Genomic DNA, 4,020 nt, shown 5'->3' on the forward strand with positions numbered 1-4,020 from the left:
TGGCTATAGTTGTTGTGATCTATCGTTGTATGTCAGGTTTTCGCTTTACGTTTGTGCGAAAAGAAAATTTTAACATTTCTTTTATGTATTGAATTTTAAGGATTTATTCTTTGACCGAGAATTGCTGCTCAGATCCACAATTTAAGGCTCTTCAAAGTGCTTTATTTATACAGCGTTTATTAGAAGCTAGAAGTGTCGGGAGAGGAGAGGGGAAACTGAATGGCAGTAATGCACCATTTTTAAAACCACAAGATGTAGAAATTGCTCTCTATTTACTAAGTAATAGAATGAAGTCAGGAAAAAATTATACCCAAAGAGTGTGGCGCTCAAAACTAGATTCTTTATCATATAGTTATGCTAAATTTTCAGAGTATGCTCCCCCTACTCCAAACTCAGAAAACCCCATAAATGGACCTAGTAAGAACGTGTTGTCATCGGCTTTGAGAAGGCTGGAACAGCTTGATTTGATTAAGTATGAAATAGATAAACAAAAAATTAGATGTCCTGAAAGTGGGGAGCTAATTAGAGGGAGCAAAGGGCCTACAGTTAAACTCAAGGTAATTAGTAAAAAAACAAAGAGAGTGCTAAAGACATTCTGATGAGAAAAAATATCGACTTTTAGATAAGAGATCAACTAACAGCGATCAAGTCTAATCTAACTCTACAGTCTCATTTCAGAGCTAGACTTTTGAGCTTTAATTCGCTTTTGCACTTTAATCAACATTAAAGTGCAAAAACTATTGACATTTAAAATTAGATCCGAAAATATTATAGGCGGTCGGCACTTCATAGGAAGCGCCATTACATTTAAAAGAGATCATACAATTGCTTGTCGTATTGGGTTATAGGTACTTCTAGGAAGAACCAAATTAAGCCTAAGAAAATGATTTAGCATGACGTAATGATGTAATTTTAAGGATTAATTATGCCTAAATGTCATAACTGTACTTGCCGTATTGTTGGCAAAATTGGATCTAAAACAACTTTTCTTTGCGTTTCGATTTTTCTAAGCTCTCTACTATCATTTGACTTGAAATTTGAAACTCAAGTCTACATAGACTTTCCACATTTTCAATCCAGACAACAACAAAACACCTTTAAATCAAAGTCATGCAAGCTTATCTCTGCCAATGATACAGCTGATGAATTGTGCTTTTGGCGTGTTGCTAAAACAGATAGAAATAGAAAAATTTCAAAAAATACTGTCTGGTTGATGGATTCCGAAGAAATCTTATCCAAATATAATCTCGAACATTAAATAGGAAGCCTCATGAATATTCAGTTACTAGATCTGAAAGCTTTATACATTGATGGGTATAAAGAATCTGGAAATATAAGTATTAATTCAGAGTTAAAGCTATCAGATATAAACCCCTTAGTTGGAAACCTTGATCCTGTGGGGGTTGAAAACTTCAAAAAAGAGGTCACTTCTATAATTATCGGCTCTAGAGGTGTAAGACCGAAGTCAAAACCAGATCCGATTTCAGCTTTATTAATGAACGCTGATCTTTCTAATGGTAATGAACCAATTAATGAAGAAGCCTATTTATTATTCGAAAGAGGTAGAATTGCTGATAAATGGAGAGGAAACAAGATCGGAAAATTAAATGAGTTAATGGCTTGTATGCTACCGAATGTCATTAAATCTGAAAGTGGTCAATTGGATCTTCAAGTACCTGATAAAAAATTAATTGCAGAAGTAAAAAACCGATTCAATACCATGAACGCAGCTTCAGCTATTAAAACAAGAAAGAATATGCACTCACTCGTATACCAAAACAGCTCTCGCTTTAAAGGGTTTAAGGCTATTCTTGTTGAAAGAATTCCCAAATCTAGTGGTGAACAAGCCTACTTTAGTCCATCTAATCCTGATACTGGTGAAAAGACTCCGGATACAGATCTAATTGTTCGCAAGGGATTACAGCAATTCCTCACTGAGTGTGGTGGGCCTTTGTTGTACATTCAAGGCATAATTCTGATAGCTCAAGTACTAGTAGAAAATCATTTACTACCTAGAGACTACGATATGCGCTTTATCTTCAAATTGCTCAAAGAGTCTTTGAGCTAATAATCTTCGTATCTTCAAGTAATCAAGAGAGCTGTTCTCTTGATTACTGTTCAGCATTCTGAATAATAACCATGATCAATGTTTGACTAAACATATGAATGAATATACAGTAGTAACCATGATCAAGGTTAATCTGAATTTAATATATGTCTCCTGAATTTTACACAATCTCACAAGTTGCCGACATTTTAAGTGTTTCTAAAGAAACTCTTAGACGTTGGGATAATAATGGAACTCTTATCCCTGAGAGAGATGATGGAAACAATTATCGCTTGTATCATAAAAGCCAACTTGAACAATTTGAACAGGCTCAGCTGTTATTTCAGAGTAATTGGAATGATGAACTAAATATTAAAGCTTCTCGCCCGTATAAAATGCTTGAACTGTTTGCAGGTGCAGGTGGTCTTGCACTGGGAATGGAAAAGGCTGGGTTGGAATCGGTCTTACTTAATGAACTAGATAAACATGCTTGTAATACATTAAGAGAAAATAGACCTGACTGGAATGTTGTTGAAGGTGATATATCAAACATTGACTTCTCTGAATATCACAATGAAATTGATGTTTTAACTGGTGGCTTTCCATGCCAAGCATTTTCTTATGCTGGCAAGAAGCTTGGATTTGAAGACACTAGAGGCACTTTATTTTTTGAATTTGCCAGAGCAGTAAAGGAAACTAACCCTAAAGTATTCCTTGCTGAAAATGTAAGAGGTTTACTTAATCATGAAGATGGTAGAACTCTTGAAACTATTTGTGATGTTATTGATGATTTAGGGTATAAACTAGTCAATCCAAGAGTACTCAAAGCCATTTTTTATCAAGTTCCACAAAAAAGAGAAAGACTATTCTTAGTGGGGATTAGAAAAGATTTAATTTCTAATTCTGAATTCGATTGGCCATCACCTTACCACAGAATCATGACAATGAAAGATGCCCTAAAAGCAGGTGAGCTTTACGATTGTGATGTACCTAATTCAGAGGGTCAGAAATACCCTAAAAGAAAAGCTGAAATACTAGCTAAAGTCCCACAAGGTGGATATTGGAGAGATTTACCAGATGATCTTCAAAGAGAATATATGATGAAGAGTTACTTCCTTGGTGGTGGAAAAACCGGAATGGCTAGAAGGTTATCTTGGGATGAGCCAAGTTTAACTCTTACTTGTTCACCAGCCCAGAAGCAAACTGAAAGGTGCCATCCTGAGGAAACACGCCCATTAACAGTCAGGGAATATGCAAGAATCCAAACCTTCCCAGATAACTGGAAATTTAGTGGTCCTATCTCAGCTCAATATAAACAAATAGGAAATGCTGTACCAGTTAATCTAGCTTTTGCAGTAGGAAGGTCAATTATTAAAACATTAAATATAATCGAAAAAAATACTGCCATGAACAAGAAAAAGTGTGCTTAATTTATGAATAGCATAAAACTACCTAAGATTTGGTTTTTTGACATGGAAGGAACCATCCTTAAAAAAGAGCTATCTTTAGACAATGGAAAAGTTGCGCCAAGTGCATGGACTGTTTTAGCTAAGGAACTAGGTGAAGACTGCTTAATTGAAGAGGAAAAGACTAAAGATAAATGGCTTAGAGGTGAATATAAAGGTTATCTTGATTGGATGAAAGATACCGTCACTCTTCATATGAAATATGGTCTAACAATTAATATACTAAATGATGTAGTACAGAAAGCTGAATATCACGAAGGTGCTGATGAATTATTTTCACTATTAAAGTCTCAAGGAGTTGTAACCGTCCTGATTACAGGAGGGTTTAAAGCTTTAGCTGATAAGGTTCAAAGGCATTTAAAAGTCGATCATGCTTTGAGTGCATAATTCGGAGCAATCCGGACACTGAATTCGGCATTATCCGGACACCTGTTTCGGGATAATCCGGACATTGAATTCGGTATTATCCGGACGATTTTTGTTCAAGTCCGGAATCGCTGTCCGGAT

General features: G+C 35.5%; 4 protein-coding genes. All 4 read left to right on the forward strand.

Annotated elements, in window-relative coordinates; all coding sequences use genetic code 11:
* The first annotated feature begins 110 nt into the window (after window positions 1-110).
* On the forward strand, window positions 111-599 hold the full coding sequence (locus tag D5018_RS20865) for a hypothetical protein (RefSeq protein ID WP_121840902.1): 489 nt from the start codon (window positions 111-113) through the stop codon (window positions 597-599).
* 671 nt (window positions 600-1,270) lie between these two features.
* Window positions 1,271-2,068, forward strand: coding sequence for an Eco47II family restriction endonuclease (locus D5018_RS20875; RefSeq protein WP_121840904.1), 798 nt, complete (start codon window positions 1,271-1,273; stop codon window positions 2,066-2,068).
* A 146-nt stretch (window positions 2,069-2,214) separates the two neighbouring features.
* The gene (gene dcm / locus D5018_RS20880) at window positions 2,215-3,477 is read left to right on the forward strand and encodes a DNA (cytosine-5-)-methyltransferase (protein WP_121840905.1); all 1,263 of its coding nucleotides are present in this window, start codon (window positions 2,215-2,217) and stop codon (window positions 3,475-3,477) included.
* Between the two features lie 42 nt (window positions 3,478-3,519).
* Entirely contained in the window at window positions 3,520-3,900 is a 381-nt protein-coding gene (locus D5018_RS20885; RefSeq protein WP_243637486.1) for an HAD family hydrolase, read from the forward strand.
* Window positions 3,901-4,020 lie beyond the last annotated feature (120 nt).

It is taken from the genome of Parashewanella curva, from assembly GCF_003675895.1.
Classification (GTDB): domain Bacteria; phylum Pseudomonadota; class Gammaproteobacteria; order Enterobacterales; family Shewanellaceae; genus Parashewanella; species Parashewanella curva.

What these genes read in the sequence shown, in the direction of transcription:
- D5018_RS20875 (WP_121840904.1), top strand. Translation starts at nt 1,271, where the DNA reads ATGAATATTCAGTTACTAGATCTGAAAGCTTTATACATTGATGGGTAT.
- dcm (WP_121840905.1), top strand. Translation starts at nt 2,215, where the DNA reads ATGTCTCCTGAATTTTACACAATCTCACAAGTTGCCGACATTTTAAGT.
- D5018_RS20885 (WP_243637486.1), top strand. Translation starts at nt 3,520, where the DNA reads ATGGAAGGAACCATCCTTAAAAAAGAGCTATCTTTAGACAATGGAAAA.